Annotated in this window: 19 protein-coding genes; 4 read left to right on the plus strand and 15 right to left on the minus strand. The window is 53.0% G+C overall.

Annotated features, from left to right (window positions below; translation table 11 throughout):
* Positions 1-98 precede the first annotated feature (98 nt).
* Both AUP74_RS15060 and AUP74_RS17085 read left to right on the plus strand, forming a co-directional pair.
* The gene (locus tag AUP74_RS15060) at positions 99-632 is read left to right on the plus strand and encodes a hypothetical protein (RefSeq protein ID WP_069948266.1); all 534 of its coding nucleotides are present in this window, start codon (positions 99-101) and stop codon (positions 630-632) included.
* Positions 633-721: 89 nt separating this feature from the next.
* Positions 722-1,051 (plus strand): YceK/YidQ family lipoprotein, encoded by a 330-nt coding sequence (locus tag AUP74_RS17085; protein ID WP_083261029.1) that lies wholly within the window; start codon positions 722-724, stop codon positions 1,049-1,051.
* Between the two features lie 137 nt (positions 1,052-1,188).
* On the opposite strand, the gene AUP74_RS15065 is transcribed toward AUP74_RS17085, so the two are convergent.
* The 3 genes from AUP74_RS15065 to AUP74_RS15075 all read right to left on the minus strand — a co-directional run bounded on the left by AUP74_RS15065 (position 1,189) and on the right by AUP74_RS15075 (position 6,039).
* Positions 1,189-2,205, minus strand: coding sequence for an L-threonylcarbamoyladenylate synthase (locus tag AUP74_RS15065; protein WP_069948267.1), 1,017 nt, complete (start codon positions 2,203-2,205; stop codon positions 1,189-1,191).
* A gap of 151 nt (positions 2,206-2,356) precedes the next feature.
* A complete protein-coding gene (locus AUP74_RS15070; RefSeq protein WP_069948268.1) occupies positions 2,357-4,606 on the minus strand; it encodes a YbcC family protein in 2,250 nt (749 codons plus the stop codon).
* Positions 4,603-6,039 carry an NADH-quinone oxidoreductase subunit L gene (locus AUP74_RS15075; RefSeq protein ID WP_069948269.1) on the minus strand — a complete coding sequence of 479 codons (1,437 nt, stop codon included), beginning with the start codon at positions 6,037-6,039 and terminating at the stop codon, positions 4,603-4,605. Before AUP74_RS15075 ends, AUP74_RS15070 begins: the two co-directional genes overlap by 4 nt.
* A gap of 101 nt (positions 6,040-6,140) precedes the next feature.
* On the opposite strand from AUP74_RS15075, the gene AUP74_RS15080 reads away from it, so the two are divergent.
* The gene (locus AUP74_RS15080; protein ID WP_069948270.1) at positions 6,141-7,028 is read left to right on the plus strand and encodes a LysR family transcriptional regulator; all 888 of its coding nucleotides are present in this window, start codon (positions 6,141-6,143) and stop codon (positions 7,026-7,028) included.
* Positions 7,029-7,069: 41 nt separating this feature from the next.
* Here the strand turns inward: AUP74_RS15080 and AUP74_RS17090 are convergent, their stop codons facing one another.
* The 12 genes from AUP74_RS17090 to AUP74_RS17095 all read right to left on the minus strand — a co-directional run bounded on the left by AUP74_RS17090 (position 7,070) and on the right by AUP74_RS17095 (position 15,934).
* The gene (locus AUP74_RS17090) at positions 7,070-7,921 is read right to left on the minus strand and encodes an alpha/beta hydrolase (RefSeq protein ID WP_083261030.1); all 852 of its coding nucleotides are present in this window, start codon (positions 7,919-7,921) and stop codon (positions 7,070-7,072) included.
* A gap of 400 nt (positions 7,922-8,321) precedes the next feature.
* Positions 8,322-8,696, minus strand: coding sequence for a hypothetical protein (locus AUP74_RS17315; protein ID WP_069948272.1), 375 nt, complete (start codon positions 8,694-8,696; stop codon positions 8,322-8,324).
* Positions 8,697-8,886: 190 nt separating this feature from the next.
* Complete coding sequence (locus tag AUP74_RS15095; protein WP_069948273.1) at positions 8,887-9,456, minus strand: hypothetical protein; 570 nt, start codon at positions 9,454-9,456, stop codon at positions 8,887-8,889.
* A 171-nt stretch (positions 9,457-9,627) separates the two neighbouring features.
* Positions 9,628-9,954 (minus strand): hypothetical protein, encoded by a 327-nt coding sequence (locus tag AUP74_RS17260; RefSeq protein WP_145924421.1) that lies wholly within the window; start codon positions 9,952-9,954, stop codon positions 9,628-9,630.
* A 628-nt stretch (positions 9,955-10,582) separates the two neighbouring features.
* Positions 10,583-11,140 carry a hypothetical protein gene (locus tag AUP74_RS17265; RefSeq protein WP_145924359.1) on the minus strand — a complete coding sequence of 186 codons (558 nt, stop codon included), beginning with the start codon at positions 11,138-11,140 and terminating at the stop codon, positions 10,583-10,585.
* A gap of 683 nt (positions 11,141-11,823) precedes the next feature.
* Positions 11,824-12,090: a hypothetical protein gene (locus AUP74_RS15105; protein WP_069948275.1), complete on the minus strand. Its 267-nt coding sequence runs from the start codon at positions 12,088-12,090 to the stop codon at positions 11,824-11,826.
* Positions 12,091-12,240: 150 nt separating this feature from the next.
* Positions 12,241-12,675 carry a hypothetical protein gene (locus tag AUP74_RS15110; RefSeq protein WP_069948276.1) on the minus strand — a complete coding sequence of 145 codons (435 nt, stop codon included), beginning with the start codon at positions 12,673-12,675 and terminating at the stop codon, positions 12,241-12,243.
* Positions 12,676-12,825: 150 nt separating this feature from the next.
* The gene (locus AUP74_RS15115; protein WP_145924422.1) at positions 12,826-13,131 is read right to left on the minus strand and encodes a hypothetical protein; all 306 of its coding nucleotides are present in this window, start codon (positions 13,129-13,131) and stop codon (positions 12,826-12,828) included.
* A 180-nt stretch (positions 13,132-13,311) separates the two neighbouring features.
* Positions 13,312-13,725 (minus strand): hypothetical protein, encoded by a 414-nt coding sequence (locus AUP74_RS17270; RefSeq protein WP_145924423.1) that lies wholly within the window; start codon positions 13,723-13,725, stop codon positions 13,312-13,314.
* A gap of 158 nt (positions 13,726-13,883) precedes the next feature.
* On the minus strand, positions 13,884-14,210 hold the full coding sequence (locus AUP74_RS15120) for a hypothetical protein (RefSeq protein WP_069948278.1): 327 nt from the start codon (positions 14,208-14,210) through the stop codon (positions 13,884-13,886).
* 982 nt (positions 14,211-15,192) lie between these two features.
* Positions 15,193-15,534 (minus strand): hypothetical protein, encoded by a 342-nt coding sequence (locus tag AUP74_RS17275; RefSeq protein ID WP_145924424.1) that lies wholly within the window; start codon positions 15,532-15,534, stop codon positions 15,193-15,195.
* Between the two features lie 112 nt (positions 15,535-15,646).
* The gene (locus AUP74_RS17095; protein WP_083261032.1) at positions 15,647-15,934 is read right to left on the minus strand and encodes a hypothetical protein; all 288 of its coding nucleotides are present in this window, start codon (positions 15,932-15,934) and stop codon (positions 15,647-15,649) included.
* Positions 15,935-16,830: 896 nt separating this feature from the next.
* On the opposite strand from AUP74_RS17095, the gene AUP74_RS15135 reads away from it, so the two are divergent.
* Positions 16,831-17,766 carry an integron integrase gene (locus AUP74_RS15135; RefSeq protein ID WP_226999817.1) on the plus strand — a complete coding sequence of 312 codons (936 nt, stop codon included), beginning with the start codon at positions 16,831-16,833 and terminating at the stop codon, positions 17,764-17,766.
* The last annotated feature ends 34 nt before the right edge of the window (positions 17,767-17,800 follow it).

A 17,800-nucleotide genomic window follows, 5' to 3' on the forward strand; every position in this document is an offset into this window, starting at 1 on the left:
GGGACCAGCGATAAATTCCTTTATTTTAATTTTTTTGTAGAACTTTTTACCCAGCAGGTACATCAGAGCATTGCCTAATCACGTTACAAGGAAGCAAAATGAAACAGCTGGCTCTGCTTGGCGCACTGCTGCCCTCCCTGGCCATGGCCGATATCGACACGAGTTTTGGGCTCGGACTTGGCACGCAGTACGGTGGTTTCGCTGGTATCAAGTACTCAGCGGGCATCAATACCAATAAATTTTATGTGGGGGCCGGTTTTGCAAACCTACCTCGTGCTCACGATGATGAATACGGGTTAACACTGGGCTGGGAAAAAGCGCTTTTCGACAGGCACAGTCTCGGCCTCGCCATCCGCACGAAAAAGGACGATATACCAGGAGGATTCTATCCCGACCCGGCATCAGATCAGCCCACCCTGGTCCCATACAAGGACACCTATCGAAGCTTCATCGCCGCCACGTATACATTTTATTTCAACAGCTACGACGAGGCCGGCTTTCTTACAGGGCTGAGTGTTGGCAAAACCTATCGACACAACAGTGTCACCGATCATCCGGAATACTTCCTGGAGCCTCGGGAAGGGTTTGATTCAGGGGTAGAATACGGCCTCTATTTCGGCTACCAATTCTGACAGCACAGCCACCCTGACTGGTGCCTAAGGCTCAAGCCACGTTTCCTTCTTCGGGCGTGGCTTTATCTTGAGGATCAAGGATTAAAATAATGAAGCAGTTTTCGATTTTTGTTATGCCCGTCCTTCTGACAGCATGCGGCACAACGACGACTCTAACCAGTTCAGACAGGGAAATAGCGGCAAACCTCAAACGTCAGGAATCGAATTGCGAGTCTCTACCGAGAATCTACAGCGGTGTCGCTTACAACTTGTGCAAGATGAACTCCAACAACAATTCGATTTACTTCAATTGGCAGCTTGGGCTATATTTTGTCGACAGCGTCGCCTCCGCAGCGACAGATACCATTGTGCTGCCATTGACTGCCTACAGCCAGGCAAAAAATGGCAGCCTGCAAATTGATGAGCAATACCGGCCATAACGCTGTTGAGGGTTATCACTACAGCGCTTTAGAACGGGAGGAGCAGATCGAAATCCTGCGAGGACAGCCCCGGAGCCCTGCTCCTGGGCTGGTCACCCGCCGATATAAATCGGGATCTCCTCTCCCGACCCTCTCCCCTAACCGGCTTTCACCGCTTGCAGCTGCAGCGCCTCATTGATCACTCGAGCTTCGGTGGCAACGGACAGGGCGGCACGGTGCAGGCGGTCATGGATGGCGGACCAGGCGGCATCTGCCGGTGGCTCCTCGACGAGGATCGCCTCGCAGCCACTCTCGTCCATGTTTCGCATCTGTCTGTAGAGGAGCGCTCCGAAATCCTGTGCAGCGGGTGGCATCTCGATGCAGCGACCCGTCGGAGGCCGGTTACCCGGCATGTGAAGCACACCGAATCGCTCTGACTCCACCTGGCCTACCACCGCATTGAGGGCCCCCGCTGGCACGAGCCAGACCGGCGCCTGGGGACGATAGTGCTCGCGCATATTGCCCGCGACGGCGACCGAATGCTCCAGCGGCTGAATTACCGTCTCTCCCAGGCACGCCTCGATCTCCATGGCGCTAACAGGCCCCGGACGCAGAATACGTGGCGAACCGGTTAAATCGAGGATTGTCGACTCCAGCCCCAATGCACAGTCGCCGCCATCGAGCACCGCCCCGATGCGGCCGTCCAGCTCGCGCTGCACGTCCCCCGCCGATGTCGGACTCAGGCGCTTGTGGAGATTGGCCGACGGTGCGGTAACCGCGCGGCCCAGCCGCTTCAGCACCAGGAGGAACATTGGGTGTGCTGGCAAACGCAGGGCGACGGTGTCGCGCCCACCGGTGATCACATCTGGAACCCGCTTTCCTTTTCGCAGCAGCAGTGTCAGCGGGCCCGGCCAGAACCTGTTCGCCAGCGCCCAGGCTTCCTGAGGTACTGACGCCGCCCAGAAAGCCATCTCTTCCACACTACTCAGGTGCACGATCAACGGGTGATCCGCCGGCCGCCCCTTGGCCTGAAAAGTGGCGGCGACCGCCGCCCGGTTGCACGCGTCGGCCGCCAGGCCATAGACAGTTTCAGTGGGCAGTGCCACCAGCTCCCCAGCGGAGAGCAATTCGGCTGCCCGGTTGATGGAACCCTTGTCGAGATATTCGGTTTTCACAAGCCACACCCTTCCGGAACCAGCTGAGCGGGTTATCCGGTTAACGATTGAAAAGTTTAAACCCTAAATGACGCCTGCCCGACAATGCATCGAGAGAAGCTCCCATCTGCACTGCTGTGTCATGGCCAGACAAAACCTCCCTGCCAGGTTGTTACAAAACCTCCTGTCGAAATTCACCGCGGTAAAGCCGGAATAAATTGCCGTCCTCATCGAGGCGCAAAAGGGTCAGCCAGTGGTTATCCACCAACTGACGAACTACGCCGTGCTTGCTGACCAGCGCCCGCAGCGGTTCTGCCGGTGCCGCGACCACTACACACAGTCGCTGTGGGCGGTGCTGCCAGTTCTTGCCGTCGTTCACCGCCTGCAGGGAGAGACCAATCCGGAGATCCCCGCCCTGCCCTTCGAGCACGCCGAGGTTGTCGACCAGGTTATGCAAAATCTTGTTGCCGCTGCCGTAGCGCTGCGGATCGGTTACCGAGGCGTTGTACTGCATGTTGATCCAGTGGGTGACCAGCATCGGCGCCGTCAGTAGTGTTTCCAGCTGGCGGTAGCCGCTATCCGCTTCCCAGTCGTAATCGTGCAGGAATACCCGCCCGCCCAGGTTCGCATTCCTGGTCAGTGCACGCGGCGCGATCACAAAAGCAGCATTGCCGGCAAGCCCCCATTCGGGCCGGGTCTGGGACCAGTCCCAACCCCGCCGCTCAAGAGACTTACCACTGGCCTCGCCGAAGCGCGGCGCCCGCTCCGCACGGGCCTGCTCGCCCGCCCGGGACAACCATTCCTTTACCTCGGCATCCACCTCGTCGAAACAGTGAATATTGTCGGCGGTGGTATCGTGCAGAGCGGCCACAAAGCGGCTGCCCGGCGGCAGAAAAATGCCATGAGTTCGGGCAAGCTTCTCCCGCACCGCCGGATCATTGGCCAGCTGGGCCAGCACGCGCACATTGAGTTCGCCGCTTTGACCACCGCAGGCACCGCAATCGAGCCCCGCGGCATGGGGGTTGTTACAGGTGCTGCTGCCATGCCCGACAAGCAATACCAGTGGTGCGGGCTCGGTGAGCCCCATCGCGTTGAGCACCCCGGCCAGCAACTCAGCCTGACGCTCGACGCTGAGGGGGCCGCTGGCATCCTCCAGTACAAATTCCCCTCGGGACTCCCTCAACAGCCGGTTCACCGGTTGCTGCGGCGCGCTCGGCCAGAAACTGCGCTTTACCAGGCGGGCGGCATAGGCAAGGCCCGTTGCCTCCACCGCACCAAAGGTACCGGGTGAGGCCGCCATCAATCGCTGCCAGTAAGTCTTGCGCTTTAACTTGATTGGGCCGGGCTTGGCCGGCTGTGCCTCGCGCACCCAAATCTGCGGCGCCAGCAGTCCAGGCAATTGCGGACGCTGGTACTTTCCGCCGGCGGGACGATAGCCGAGCGGCAGGCCGAAGAAGCCGGCGAAGCCCCGCGTTTCGATCCCCGCGTGCTGTGCTTCCAGCGCCCGACGCATCGGCTCTGAGCGCACATCGATGCAGAAGACCGCCTGCAACCTCGTGCTTTGCTGGGGCTCGGCCGGCTGTGCCAGTTCACGAGCCAGGCCGTGCTGATAGTCGAGCTCAGCGGCCCTCTGCCAGACCCAGGCCAGGCGCTGATGTGATCGGTGCGCCTCGATCAGCAACGGAATGGATTGCTGCTGCCAACTGGCCAGCAGCTCTTGCCCTGCCAGCTGCAGGGTCAGCCACTCCCAGGCCAGCCGGATCGCCAACAGTTGCTGAAGGCACTGGCGCTCCTCACCAGCCAGATCGGCCTGCCAGTGCTGGTAGGCTGCGGCAGACGCCCAACCGTTGATCTCCAGTAGCCAGCCGTGACCCAGGGAGCAGGCATCCTCCTCGCGGATGCCCAGCGCAGTCTGCGCCAGCTCCAGCATTGCCTCGGCATTATCAGGCAGCTTTTTCAGTAATTTTCGCAACTCGGGGCAGCCCATCAGCAAGGCGAGCCCTTTTTCATCGCGGGTATGTGCCAGCCAGTGTCGGTAGAGCTGATCCGCTTCCTGCCAGTACATGGCACAGCAGCGACTGATCTGGTCGACGATCGCATCGCGCCAGCTGAAGGCTTCACTCTGTTGATGCATTGCTGCGAGCGACTGCCAGTGCCGCGGTGCCGCGGTGTCGCGGCAGGTCTGGACTTCAGCCAGCGGCACGCCCTGCTCCTCGGCCGCAGCGGCCAGCGCGACCGCACTGATATTCTGAGACCGGTAGTGATCCACACTCATCAGGCAACGCACACCACCCAGTGCAGCCAATCGTGCCGAAACTTCCGGCATGGGCTGATCCACCAGCGGCCACCAGGGGTTGACCGCGATCAGCTGATCCAGCGGCCACGCCGGGGCAATGCGGGCACAGGCATCGGTAAGGCTCATGACCAGGACTCCTTGTTACGTTTTGCAGCGGAGAGAAGCGCAAGCTGCTCGATGGGGGCGGGCCAGACTGCCAGCGTCAGGCGCGTCGCCCAGTGATCGAGGAACAGGCCGGCGTGCAGCCAGTGCCTGAAACGGACGCGTTTGGGATCGCCCTGGGCCATAAAGCCGGCCAGTAGCAGCAGTGCTATCACACACACCCAGAGGGTCTCCGGCCAGCTCGGTGCAAAGGGGCTGGGCAACAGCGTTTCAAACAGGGTTTTCTGGGCGAGGTAGGCAACAGCGATCAGCAATCCGCCCAAGGGACCGACCATAACCAGGGTCAGCGCCAGTAAGGCCAGCGCGACCGGGGTAACCCCCAGCAGCCAGAGGCCGAGACTCAGGGCCAGCACCGGCAACACCCGGTAGCGCCAACGGGGTGGCCCGGCCAGCTTCTGCGCCAGCACCTTGTTCATGTTGTCGGCGGCAGCGAGGAAGCCGTGCGCCTTGTAGCAACTGTGCGCTGCCAGGTGCAGCAGTGCCAGTGCATGGAGACCAAGGGCACACTCCAGCAACATCAGGCCCATCTGCGCACTGGTCGACCAAGCCAGCCGCTCTTTGACGCTGGTCTGCAGACACATGGCAAGGGTGGCCACGACCACCGTGAGCCCGGCCACGACCAACACCAACCACTGAGCTGCCGCCGACACCGCCAGCAATGGCGCGGCCAGAATCAGCAGGTATCCGCCAAGGTTGATCACGCCGGCGTGCAGCAGTGCCGACACTGGCGTCGGCGCCTCCACCACCTGGATCAGCCAGCCGTGCACCGGCAGCTGGGCACATTTGATCAGTGCCGCCACCGCGATCAGGATGATCGCTACCTGCTGTTGCAGCGACAGCGCATCAGCCGTGGAGAAGATATCGCTGAGCCAGGGGCTGCCGTGATGGAGGTAGAGCAGTAACAGGGCAATCGCCAGCGAGAGTTCAGCCAACCGCGCCAGCAGGAACTTCTTGTGCGCCGCCAGCTGCGCCCGCGGGCGCTCCGGGTAGAAGAGCAAAAGGCTATGCAGCGCCAGGCTGATGCCGACCCAACCCGCCAGCAGCATCAGCGCATGGTTGGTGGTCACCACCAGCACGACGCCACCCAGCAACCAGAGAACACGGCGCTGGAAGACGCCCAGCCGCGGCTCACCCGCGAGGTAATTGCGGGAGAAGCGCAGCACCAGGAAGCCGATGAAAGTAACGATCAGAGCCACCACCGGGCTCGCCGGGTGGGGGCTGAACCAGCGGCCCGGGGCGAGATCAGTCAGCCACTGCAGAGTCGCACTGCCAAGACCCGCAGCCAACGCCAGGCCGGCCATGCCGATCGCCACCGACCAGCGCACACGCAGCAGCGCCGCCAGCGGATAGAGCGATACCAACAGTGCCAACAGCCAGTCCAGAAAGTGTGCTTGCATCCCAGTCCCCATGGTTGATTTGCGACGGGGCGCAGTATCCACAGGCACAAGGGTTAGGTAAAATTGATATTAATTTATCAATCGTTCTCTAAAGCAGAACTATGAGCCGACTGAACTATCACCATCTCTACTACTTCTGGCAGGTGGCCCGGGGTGGCAACCTCACCCAGGTCGCCAATCAGCTGCACGTCTCCCAGTCGGCGTTATCCACACAGATCCGCCAGCTGGAGGACAATCTCGGCCAGCAGCTGTTCCACCGCCAGGGGCGCAAGCTCCAGCTGACCGAGGCGGGGCAGCAGGTACTCGCCTATGCCAACGACATTTTCAGGAAAGGTGAGGAACTGGAAGCGCTGGTGCGGCAGGGAATCAATCCGGTGCACCAGACTTTGCGCATCGGCATGGCGGCCACCATGTCGCGAAACTTTATCGAGGTATTCATCGCCCCGCTGCTCAGCGACCCGGGACAGCGATTCAGCCTGCAGAGTCTGCCCATGCCATCCCTCCTGGACGGACTCGCCAATCACGAGCTGGATCTGGTCCTGACCAACACCAATGTCGGCGATGATCCGCGCCGCCCCTGGCAGGTACAGCGGGTAGCCAGCCAGCCCCTCTCAGTCATCGGCCCGCCCGACCAGAAGCCCGACAAAGCCTTCCCGGAGAACTACGCCGACCTCAGGTGGCTGCTGCCCGGCCAACGCAGTGAGATGCGTCAGGCCTTCGACGCCTTTTGCAGTCTTTGGCAGTTCGACCCGCAGATCCAGGCCGAAGTAGACGACATGGCCATGCTGCGACTACTGGCCCGCGACAGCGGCTCGGTGGCCGTGATGCCGAGTGTGGTAGTGAGAGACGAGTTGGCGAGTGGAAAACTGGCGACCTACTTCACCCTGCCGGATGTGTACGAGCACTTCTACGCAATTACCGTCAATCGGCAGCTGCAGCCAGATGCGCTGGAACTGTTACTGAGTCAACAGAGGCGGGGGTTTGACTAAGTCACCAATTAACGGCTTTCACGAGCGACGCTATTGTCATCTTACATGTCAATAAAGCCACGCTGCTCCAGAAAGCTCATCAGTTTCTTTCGACCATCCTTAACAAATTTGGGGTCGGGATCGAAATCACTTTCTTGGTTTTCCAGGTTGCGAGTCAGCAGGTGGCCAACCCCCTCATAAAGATTCAGCTCACAAATACCGTTCACAGCCTCGACCTTTTCGCAGAACTCGGCGGCACCAGACATGGGAGTGAGCGAATCCAGCTCCCCCTGCACGACGGATACTGGAGGCATGGCCCCGGTCAATGTTGCAATCGGAGAGTTATCAGCGGCAGAACTCTTTCCGAGCAACAGCTTTTTGAACCAGCCATCTCGCTCCACATCAAGCGCTGGCGACCAAAGTAAAAGAAGATCCGGTCCACCATTACTCAGTGAGCCAAGCTCATTACCACAACCCTTAGTAGCTGCAAGAGCACTTAAATGTCCACCCGCCGAGACACCATACGCAGCAATTTTATGGGGATTCACTGAAAGCTTCTCCGCCCGCTCCCTGACCCACACCAGCGTTTCGCAAACATCTTCCAAAGCCTCGACGGGAGTTACGTCATTGTTTGAGAGCCTGTAAGCTACAGCAACGGCCAACATGCCAGCATTTGCAAACATCTCCGCGGCATTGAATGTCCACTCAGCCTTGCCCCACCTCCAGCCGCCACCGTGCACTGTGATCACTGCACTACCGGAACGAGCGGCATCTGCGGGTTCAAACACATATATCTTATAAGCCTGATGGTTGGCTGTAGTGAGCTGATACTCTTTTGGTGATTTACGCTCCTCGCTACCGACCGAACCAGAAAAAATGGCCGAAACAAATAAAACGATAGTTATCCTTAACAAAACCCTGCTCCGTTACAAATAGACAATAGTGGTTTCTACCACAAGGTGACGAGCAAACAAAACCCTCTCCTTGCGTCAAGCAACATGAACTGCTGCCGCCAGGAAATATCTTAACTGCAAGACTGGCCCAGCTTTTAAAACGACTGAAGAACATTGATTCCAAATGGCCAACCCTGGAATCTTCTCATACCATGGCCATCTCGTTCACCGAGTGCATGCCAATCCAGCCGGATCGCGCCTCCAAAAGGCTGAGCGCAGTCGCCCCCCCGAAAACGAGAAATACGAATTCTCTTAACGCCCGGCTTTGGGGCGGACTTGGAACTGCGAAGCAGCGGAGAGGCCTCCCAGCCTCGGAGGGGAGATAACAGCCGATTGTTAAAAGTGCGAACGCTCGCAGCTGTCACAACTCACATGAACCAGTTTTTGCACCTAATGATAGGACCTCCAGAACGATAAGCTCTCTTTCGCTTACCCCAAAGTGTCCATAGTAGCCACGCTCGCTTAAAGTACCCACTAGCTCCATATAAACTGGCTCGTATTCGTCGGATACTCTTTCATATTCTTTGTAAAGTGCTGATTTTTCATCAGTGCTCACCCACCAGTATCCATTCTTATCACATGGAATGAAACTGCTCATTTCGAATCCTGCAGCATAATGACCGCGATATATATTATCTTCGCTGTAATGATCGAATAGCTCCGCGTAGTAAAGAGCGACACCGAGAAATATGGTCATCACACCACATATAATTAGCTGGGCAACGATGTTCTTCATTTTGACTTTTAACGCCCGGCTTTGGGGCGGACTTGGAGCTGCGAAGCAGCGTAAAGGCCGTCCCAGCCCCAGAGGGGCGATAACAGCCGTTTGTTATGTGCACTCCAAGCTGTGATAATCCCGCATTATCGAGTGCAAAATCCCAAAGAAAAATTTCCTACAGAGTTCTAACGCTAACTTGCTACGGTTGTCACTTGCTTTCCCTAAGCTTCTCACGCCTCTTTCTAAATTCTTCCAAATCATTAAAACCCGGATCATACTCTTCTAGGCGTCGAGCGCGGTATTCACCAGGACTGTACAAATCGGGGCCATAAGCTTCCAGCTCGAAATCGATCGCTCTGTACCCGACAAGCCAATCGGAGTGCGTCTTCCCGATATAGATCGATTGTTTTTGAACTTTAGTACTGCGACGGAGAATTTTTATTGAGTAAAGTAATTTTGGGCTTCTTCGATCTATATCAATCTGAAAAAAACTAAAGCGAGCTCCATACATATCTTCCCAACTAAGCTTGCCTTTGATACAGATTTTTTTAGAGCTGATTTTTTCATCTAAAACTGAGAAGTAGCCGATAGGTTCACCATGACAGTGTTTCATTTGTTGGCAAGAATTCAAAACCAACTCAAAGACTCTCCAGAAAGATCTAACGACTTCTTGGGGACTAACGACCGAATTTACATCAGATTTCGTATCTAAATAACCTTTGATTTCCTTCTCATATTCAGATGCATTGACCTCTTCAAACGGCACACTATACATCATGCTATTTCCACCTCCTTTGTGGAAAATCCTTACACATAACGCCGCCGGCAGGGGCAGCTTATCCTGTGCACTTTTTGTGCAAAAATGGGAGTGTAGCGACCTGCACGAAAAGTGCACAAGGTAAGCTGTCCCGCAGAGGGCCGAAGGCCCGCAGCAAATTGCCCGGCCTTGTTAACTGTCTTCGAGGCATTGGAACACACCTGACACTGACGCAGGAAATTTAGGAGCCTCGTATTTTCCGGTTGCCGGATTTAGCGAAAGTGCATCCCCGTACATTTCATGCCGCTCAGAGTACTGAATAATATTGAATTCTTTAAAGTTACATTTTTCTTGGACTCTTTGAAACCATAGTGCCCTTACGTTTGAAAAACTTTCACCATCCGGAACTGCGATAGAGAGATTTTCTTTCTCTCCTGGAACTTCCTTCTCCCTCGGGATTGCAGCATTTGCATGGGCGATGAAAAGCATGAGTAACAGAGCATTTATATATTTATTCACTTCCAGTCACTTTACAGTTAACGCCGCCAGCAGAGGCAGCTTATCTTGTGCGCGTTTTGCGCGAAAATGGGAGCGCAGCGACCGCGCAAAACGTGCACAAGATAAGCTGTCCCGCGGAGGGCCGAAGGCCCGTAGCAAACTGCCTGGCTTTGTTATGCGCGTTCACCTTTAAAGTGTGACTTAAGTAAATTTGGATTGAGCAAATAAAAGCAGCATAGCCGTAAAAACCTAACATTAGACCAATGATAACTATCTGCTCTACGCTGACAGAACTTGAAACAAGTGAAAGCACACCTACGAGCACCGCTAGTGCTGACAATACCCCCATAACCCAGCGCGACCACGAATAGCCTAAGTAGAGACATACACTTAATGCGACCCCAAGTGCAGTTCTCACCAAATCTTTAAGTTCCGGATTAGGAAACCAGCTAGAAACTGAGAATAAAGTAAAACCAAACACTATTCCCAAAACTATCTTTTTATCTCTTGTCATGTTCTTCTCGATTACGCATAACGCCGCGCTCAGGCGCGGCTAACTTTGTGCGCTTTATGCGCGACAATAGGAGCGTAGCGACCGCGCATAAAGTGCAAAAAGTTAGACGTCGGCCTGCAGCGCATTGTTATGCTTTTACTTTACCAAGGCGGCCTTACCCGCTTCTACACTCCAGAGGCCGGTAGAAGTGCTGACATAAATTGGTTTTTCGTGGTAAAGACTCAAAAACACATGGAATTCAGTTGGCACGTTAGAAACCAGGTGTGTAGAGAAGGGAATGCTATCTCCCTCAGCAGGGACCAATAAACAGGTTTTTGTAGATGGAGATACATCTACAATATCATTTGTGCCTAACCTGAACCGAAACTTCAGGTGACGCCCAAATTGAACACCAGAGTCCTTCTCTGGACTTAGTACCAGATATATATTTTCAGTTTCAAACTTTTCATCTACTACAGATACGGCCTTGTACTTTCCTTCACACACAAGATCTTTAGACATTTCTAAAAGATCTTGCTCTCTGCTTGTGTAGGGCGAGCTTCCATCTTCCGAAAGGACAGCATCGTAAAGTTTTTTCCCTAAGTATTCCAAGTGTGCTATTTGGAATGCTGTATCTACATCATTTTTTACGGACGTGGTTTTACAGCCAGAAACAGCCAAAATGGTGAAAGTTATTGAGATTATTCTTTTCATGTTGTTTTCTCTGAATGAAGCATAACGCCCACAGCAGGGGCGGCTTACCTTGTGCGCATTATGCGCGAAAATGGGAGCGAAGCGACCCGCGCAAAATGTGCACAAGGTAAGACGTCTCGCGGAGCCCCGAAGGGGCGTAGCTCTATTGCCTGTGATTGTTATACATGGGGGGCTCCAGTAATGTGCCAGACCAGTGAAACCCCAAAAAGTACCCATGCCACACGAGTACCCCAAGTCGAAAAAGCTCTATATTTGTTTTCATTATTGCGCTTATCGTAGTGATCCAGTACGACAGAGAGCAAGACGACTGAAGCACAACAAAATGCAATGTAGTGAAGGATTGCGGGTCCATCTTGAAGATGTAACCAATTTCCGCGTCTAGTAGGTAGCGCAAGATCGTTAACGTATACCCCATACCCTCCATAGATCAGCAGCGCCAGCGCGATTAATGTATTGAACCATCGAGTAAACAAAGGTATTTCGTTCGGCTTGTATTTCATATTGTCTTGCCGCGACTTATGTATAACGCCGCCAGCAGGGGCAGCTTACCTTGTGCGCTTTTTACGCGAAAATGGGAGCGCAGCGACCTGCGCAAAATATGCACAAGGTAAGCTGTCCCGCGGAGGGCCGAAGGCCCGGAGCATACTGCCTGGCTTGGTTATGCGTGACGCACTACCATTGAGCTATTGAGCCTCTGAAGCCAAGGGCTGCACTTTCCACTCAAGCTCTGACTGCGTTTTACCCAAGCCAACCTCTACATTGGCTAGGCGAGCTTCGAGTTTTTCAATTTTCTCTGTTAGCTCACTAATTTGCGTTTTATTGCTCTCTAATTGCATCTTCAGGTCAGCCATATCAGGAGAGCCATTTTGTGACGCTTTTACACCAGCAATTACTGCGATTACCGTAAAAGCTACGACTGCTATAGCTGAAAAAAATTTAGACTTCATCATTGAAACTCCATTTCACTCTGAATTTATAGACGCATAACGCCGCGCTCAGGGGCGGCTTGTTTTGTGTAGTTTATGTGCAAATATGGAGCGAAGCGACTGCACATAAAGTGCACAAAGTAAGCCGTCCCTTTGCAGCGCTTTGTTATGCATTTACTTGAGGGACCTGATTTTCTCGAGCTTTTTCTCAACTTCAGCCCCCTCAATGTTAAAAGTTGACAGCTCGACGTCACAAATAGTGAGCCAAGGGTATTTGGCATACTCGTTGCTCTCACCGACAAATGCCAAATAATAGATGCCCGGGATCAAACCAACCAAACCAGTACCATACCCCAAGACCTCTACAACTTTACCCTCTTTCTCTTCCGATCCTTTAAAGGACTCAATCAAGCGGTATGTAGCCTGGCTGTATCCAATTTCTTGCCCATCAAATTCTGTGGTCTTTAACTCTGTAGCCACTACCTGGAACAGCAATACAGATTTGGATTCTTTAAACTTTTCTTCTTCGCCCTTCTCAGGCCCACACTGAAATCCAAAGGAGAGAGACGAAATAAGTGAAAATGTGATTGTTGCTATGATTTTTTTCATGATTGCATAACGCCGCCGGCAGGGGCAGCTTACCTTGTGCGCGTTTTGCGCGAAAATGGGAGCGTAGCGACCTGCGCAAAATGCGCACAAGGTAAGCTGTCCCGCGGAGGGCCGAAGGCCCGGAGCAAATTGCCCGGCCTTGTTATAACTCTACCAGTGTTCATAGTTACGGAGCGCATCTTCACATTTAGCCAAACTACAGTTTTCTTCCAATATATACAGCAAAGTATCAGAGGCTTCTGTTAGTTTTGATTTGGCCTCCTCAAGTTTACCTTCATCTAGCAGCGATTGAATCTCCGCGATTAGCTTAAGCTGATAGATCGTATTATCTGATAACGCTTCCTCAACGATTACACCAGATTTTTGGTCAATATGCTGATTGAGAACTTTGACCCCCAAATACCCACCGACCATTACAAGTAGAAAAGCTATAGAGCAAATATATATTCTTCTCATACGAGCTCGATAATTACTCTTGAGTTATAACGCCGCCAGCAGGGGCAGCTTACCTTGTGCGCATTTTGCGCGAAAGTGGAAGCACAGCGACCAGCGCAAAAGGTGCACAAGGTAAGCTGTCCCGTGGAGGGCCGAAGGCCCGGAACAATCTGCCTGGCCTTGTTAAACATATCAGGCGCCTTAATCGGCAAACCAGATTTTCTTTGAGTCAGAAAGAATAATTTTCTCCGCCTCGACGGTAGTAACCGCGCTTGAGCCACATAATACATAACCACTTACTTGCGAAATTATGTAACCCATTTCTCCTGACGAAGAAATATGCTCATAATCTGCTTCTTCATTTTTTAATACTGTGTAATCTTCGCTGCCACATAGCTCTACTGCTCTACGGTTAAAGGTTTTGTATGCACCAGAATAGTTAACCCAAGGCTTGAAGTTAGTTTTAGCAATTATGAAGTACATCCCTTCATCAACTTCCCGGTCTTGAAAGCCACCACCGAAGGGATTGGCCCCATGTTCATTTATGTTGTGATAAGAGGAGCTACACGCCGTGCACAATGCTAAAAGAACCACACAGAATATTGTTTTTCGCATCCTAGATCTCAATGTTTAACGCCCGCAACAGGGGCGACCAATGCTGTGCACATTTTGTGCGAAACTGGGAGCGCAGCGACCCGCACAAAATTTGCACAGCGTTGGGCGTCCCGCGTAGGCCCGAAGGGCCGGAGCATCCTGCTTGCGTTTGTTATATATCACCCTACCACCAGCCTATACACCGCACTAAAAGATACCAACGCGGAGTAACTTGCGATTACTAGAGCAAAAACACCAAGGATGATGTATCCGAACTTCTTTACAGGCGACGCCGCACCTGCCTTCGTTCTTAGCCGAAATATCATAAAAAACGCGAAAATTGAAACGACAAACAAGAGTAATAAAAGAAAGAGGATGACCTCTTCTAGATAGCCATTGAGTACCGCGAATACAATTAATAGAGGAGCACCTACTGCCGATACTGCAAACAGCAAGCTAGTCAGTGCACTTAAAAATTTACGCGTTTTTTCTGCTTGGCTATTCATGATATATAACGCCCGCCGCACAGGCGAGCAACTTGTTGCGAGTCCATAGCGCGTAGCGCGTCTTTGTGCCGGCGCTTGTTAGGTTACGGCCAGAACCTCCAATCGCCGGCATTAGCCTTCAACATCTCTTGAGTGATGAAACCTATTCCGCACGTATCGCAATAGAACCCATTCACAAACTGCTGATAGGTGTCACCCTTCAGGTACTCTGGCTTCACATATTTACAGTCAACTGATCTCGGTAGTGATGGAGGAGGAGTCCTATCCTCCCAAAATGAGTAATAGATATCGTCACCATCCATCAAGAGCAAAAGCTTAGGCCTCACTTTTGAAGAGCTCTTACACTTTGGGCAATCAGCCATACTCATTCACTTTGTAACCTAACGCCCACGGCAGGGGCGGATTACCTTATGCATGTTTTGCGCGAAAATGGGAGCGAAGCGACCGCGCAAAACGTGCATAAGGTAAGCCGTCCCGCGGAGGCCCGAAGGGCCGGAGCTCCATTGCCCGTGATTGTTATGCATTGATGACACGAAAGACTACGTACAGCACCACACCAGCCAGGGGTACCCACAAAATAGGTGAGCAATATACCGGAACCGGAGCAGATTTACCTAAACGAAGCCTTTTCGTCTCCCACCATGGGAAGAACGCCATTAAGAAAAGAAATGTGAGAATACTTGCTAGAACTGACCACGCTGCAATGTAGCCGATAAGAGCATTCTAATCATCGCTGATTGCCTTCGCAATACATTGCCCCACGCCAACTCCGAGAGGAATTAGCGCGTAGTTTCTAGACTGTGTCAAAAAATCCTTTTTCATATCTCTACTACGATGCTAAAGATGCATAACGCCGCCAGCAGAGGCAGCTTATCTTGTGCGCGTTTTGCGCGAAAATGGGAGCGCAGCGACCGCGCAAAACGTGCACAAGATAAGCTGTCCCGCGGAGGGCCGAAGGCCCGTAGCAAACTGCCTGGCTTTGTTATGCGCGTTCACCTTTAAAGTGTGACTTAAGTAAATTTGGATTGAGCAAATAAAAAGCAGCATAGCCGTAAAAACCTAACATTAGACCAATGATAACTATCTGCTCTACGCTGACAGAACTTGAAACAAGTGAAAGCACACCTACGAGCACCGCTAGTGCTGACAATACCCCCATAACCCAGCGCGACCACGAATAGCCTAAGTAGAGACATACACTTAATGCGACCCCAAGTGCAGTTCTCACCAAATCTTTAAGTTCCGGATTAGGAAACCAGCTAGAAACTGAGAATAAAGTAAAACCAAACACTATTCCCAAAACTATCTTTTTATCTCTTGTCATGTTCTTCTCGATTACGCATAACGCCCACAGCAGGGGCGGCCGAAGCGTAGCGTAGGCCGTACCGCAGAGGCCCGAAGGGCCGGCGCAACCTGACTGTGATTGTTATGTTTTTTTACCCTACCGGAACTGTACACTGCTCAAGCTCCCCCCTGCTTTCAATATTTTTTAGCGCGCGCTCGACAATACTTTCTGATATATCGGACACCAAAATCATATGCGGGACACCATAATGAAAACGAACATGGGTGCCAGGTATCCAATCTCCACATGCAGCCATACCTTCCGGAGTGAAGAAGAAGCACCACCTCTTTTCTCCAGATCTTGTGGTAATTAGAACCTCAACTGCCCCCTTTGTGTGATGCTCAATGGGGTCTTCAATTTCAATGGACTCAATATTCATCGAGAAACATAACGCCCGCAGCAGGGGCGACCAATGCTATGCACATTCTGTGCGAATATGGGAGCGCAGCGACCCGCACAAAATGTGCATAGCGTTGGGCGTCCCGCGGAGGCCCGAAGGGCTGGAGCAAGCTGCCTGCGTTTGTTAAACGCTTCAGGCACGGGCTCCCGTACTCCACAGATGATTGACACAGTACGCGCTACCTTTTACTTGCTTAACGGTACAGCCCGACCATAAGCACTCTGCGCTGGTTAAGCCGTCGTGATTTTCTATGATTTTTGCTTTTATTAGAGCTGTGCTATCGAATTCTTCCCAGCTCTCTTTAGCAGAAATTTTGACGGCATAGGATTGCTGGTACTTGTCCCACTCATCAACTTTCCAAAGTTGCTCGCACTCTGGGCACTGCATAAGAAATACCCAATCACCAGTTTCAAGCAGATCTAGTTTGGACTTGAAATCCGTGTGCGAGTTACTGATATCGACTAGTTCTAGTTGTAATTTACAGTTGCACATTATTTTTTATGGGCATTTAACATTTGTATCTTGGTCATCACGACGACTATCCCAACGACGCATATCTCAAAATAGATTTCCCGCCAGAATGCGCCCAAAGCCCCGCAGCGTCAAGGTTCCAAGCAATTACACCGTATTACACGCCTGGGCAAAACGGTCGCTACGACCACTATCCCGATTTTTACATACCACCGATAACTAATTGATCTTTAATGCATTTCTTGTGCTCCGAAGTCCAGCGGCAGGAATCACGCTCTTGAAGACTGCAATATCATCCCGGTATTGGTCACAAGACACCTATACTGTATAAACAAACAGTTTTCTGGAGGGTGTTGCTTATGGATGACATACCCGTACCAATTCCGGCACAACCGGTCCGTTTTATGGATAGACTCCGCGCATTTATGCGTGGACGACAGCTGGCATACCGGACGGAAAAGACCTATTGCGGCTGGATACGCGACTATATTCGCTTTCACAAGATGCGCAGGCCCGAGGAGATGGGCAAGGCCGAGGTGGATGCGTGGTTGGGGCACTTGGCCTCGCAGCGGAATGTGTCTGTGAATACACAGAAAACAGCCCTGAATGCCATTGTATTTCTGTATCGCCAGTTCCTGAACATTGAACTTGGCAAGCTGGATTTCGACAGAACCAGTAAGGGGCAACGTCTCCCGGTCGTATTTAGCCACGAGGAGGCAACCGCGGTGATCGATAAACTGCAAGGCCACCACCGATTACTCGTATCGCTAATGTATGGTGCAGGCCTGCGGGTCATGGAAGCGGTCAGGCTGCGGGTGCACGATGTGGACTTTGGCCACCAGTGCATTTTTGTGCGTGAGGCCAAAGGGGATAAGTGGCGTCGGACATTGCTACCCAAATCTCTTGCCCCCTCCCTGCAGGCACAGATCGAATTGGCGCTTTCGATTCATAAACGTGACCTGGAGGAGGGTTTCGGGGCGGTGTATCTGCCCCATGCGCTGGCGAAAAAGTACCCGAATGCGGCCACCAGCCCCGGTTGGCAGTATATTTTCCCGGCGCCGGACCGATCGATGGATCCACGCAGTCAGGTGATGCGCCGGCATCACCTGGGGGAACAGCAGGTGCGCAGGGCCGTGGCTAAAGCATTGTCAGAGACAGGCATCCGCAAGAAGGCCAGCTGCCACACCTTTCGACACTCTTTCGCAACAAGGCTACTCGCTTCGGGTACGGATATTCGCAACATCCAGGAGCTGCTCGGGCACAGCGACATCAATACCACGATGATCTATACCCATGTCATTGGCATCCATGAGCGTGGTGTGGTCAGCCCAATCGATTGATCTGGCCACTTCTGCGATTCCGACCCACACCCGC

Origin of the sequence: Microbulbifer aggregans (assembly GCF_001750105.1) — a bacterium.
GTDB lineage: Bacteria > Pseudomonadota > Gammaproteobacteria > Pseudomonadales > Cellvibrionaceae > Microbulbifer > Microbulbifer aggregans.

Coding starts and splice junctions, on each gene's coding strand:
- AUP74_RS15060 (WP_069948266.1), top strand. CDS start 99: ATGAAACAGCTGGCTCTGCTTGGCGCACTGCTGCCCTCCCTGGCCATG.
- AUP74_RS17085 (WP_083261029.1), top strand. CDS start 722: ATGAAGCAGTTTTCGATTTTTGTTATGCCCGTCCTTCTGACAGCATGC.
- AUP74_RS15070 (WP_069948268.1), bottom strand. CDS start 4,606: ATGAGCCTTACCGATGCCTGTGCCCGCATTGCCCCGGCGTGGCCGCTG.
- AUP74_RS15075 (WP_069948269.1), bottom strand. CDS start 6,039: ATGCAAGCACACTTTCTGGACTGGCTGTTGGCACTGTTGGTATCGCTC.
- AUP74_RS15080 (WP_069948270.1), top strand. CDS start 6,141: ATGAGCCGACTGAACTATCACCATCTCTACTACTTCTGGCAGGTGGCC.
- AUP74_RS17315 (WP_069948272.1), bottom strand. CDS start 8,696: ATGAAGAACATCGTTGCCCAGCTAATTATATGTGGTGTGATGACCATA.
- AUP74_RS15095 (WP_069948273.1), bottom strand. CDS start 9,456: ATGATGTATAGTGTGCCGTTTGAAGAGGTCAATGCATCTGAATATGAG.
- AUP74_RS17265 (WP_145924359.1), bottom strand. CDS start 11,140: ATGAAAAGAATAATCTCAATAACTTTCACCATTTTGGCTGTTTCTGGC.
- AUP74_RS15105 (WP_069948275.1), bottom strand. CDS start 12,090: ATGATGAAGTCTAAATTTTTTTCAGCTATAGCAGTCGTAGCTTTTACG.
- AUP74_RS15110 (WP_069948276.1), bottom strand. CDS start 12,675: ATGAAAAAAATCATAGCAACAATCACATTTTCACTTATTTCGTCTCTC.
- AUP74_RS15115 (WP_145924422.1), bottom strand. CDS start 13,131: ATGAGAAGAATATATATTTGCTCTATAGCTTTTCTACTTGTAATGGTC.
- AUP74_RS17270 (WP_145924423.1), bottom strand. CDS start 13,725: ATGCGAAAAACAATATTCTGTGTGGTTCTTTTAGCATTGTGCACGGCG.
- AUP74_RS15120 (WP_069948278.1), bottom strand. CDS start 14,210: ATGAATAGCCAAGCAGAAAAAACGCGTAAATTTTTAAGTGCACTGACT.
- AUP74_RS17275 (WP_145924424.1), bottom strand. CDS start 15,534: ATGACAAGAGATAAAAAGATAGTTTTGGGAATAGTGTTTGGTTTTACT.
- AUP74_RS17095 (WP_083261032.1), bottom strand. CDS start 15,934: ATGAATATTGAGTCCATTGAAATTGAAGACCCCATTGAGCATCACACA.
- AUP74_RS15135 (WP_226999817.1), top strand. CDS start 16,831: ATGGATAGACTCCGCGCATTTATGCGTGGACGACAGCTGGCATACCGG.